The following is a 349-nucleotide window of genomic DNA, read 5'->3' as shown; positions in this document are numbered from 1 at the left end:
CAACCCGGCGCGCGGCAGCGAACCCATCGAGACGGCCCGCAAGCGGGCACGGGAGGCCTGGGTGGGGGCTGAGTTCAGCCCCATCGCCGCCGAGTCCGAGGATCCCTGGAATGCCTTGGCCTTCCGCGATCGCGATCCGCTGGATGAGCGGTTCGAAATCCTGGCGCAGGAGCTGATTGGTCCAGCGTTGGATGCATTGGCGGATTCGGAGGAGGACGAATGAGGTTTTCTGACTTGGTTGGCCGGGCTCGACCCCTGGTTGCGCCCTTCACGGGCGCCTCACTTTTCTTTGTTTGGGCAAAGAAAAGTAAGCAAAAGAAAGCCCACCCCATCATGCGGGTCTGCCCGC

At 63.0% G+C, this 349-nt stretch carries 1 protein-coding gene; it reads left to right on the top strand.

All coding sequences use genetic code 11. The annotated features are described in order from the left end of the window. Positions 1-223 (top strand): hypothetical protein (locus PSTU_RS20895; RefSeq protein ID WP_036993322.1); only part of this gene is annotated, 223 nt, incomplete at its 5' end. Positions 224-349 lie beyond the last annotated feature (126 nt).

Origin of the sequence: Stutzerimonas stutzeri SDM-LAC (assembly GCF_000235745.1) — a bacterium.
Lineage (GTDB): Bacteria > Pseudomonadota > Gammaproteobacteria > Pseudomonadales > Pseudomonadaceae > Stutzerimonas > Stutzerimonas stutzeri_H.
The sequence above is the reverse complement of the archived record's forward strand: the minus strand, read 5'-3'. Positions and strand labels throughout refer to the sequence as shown.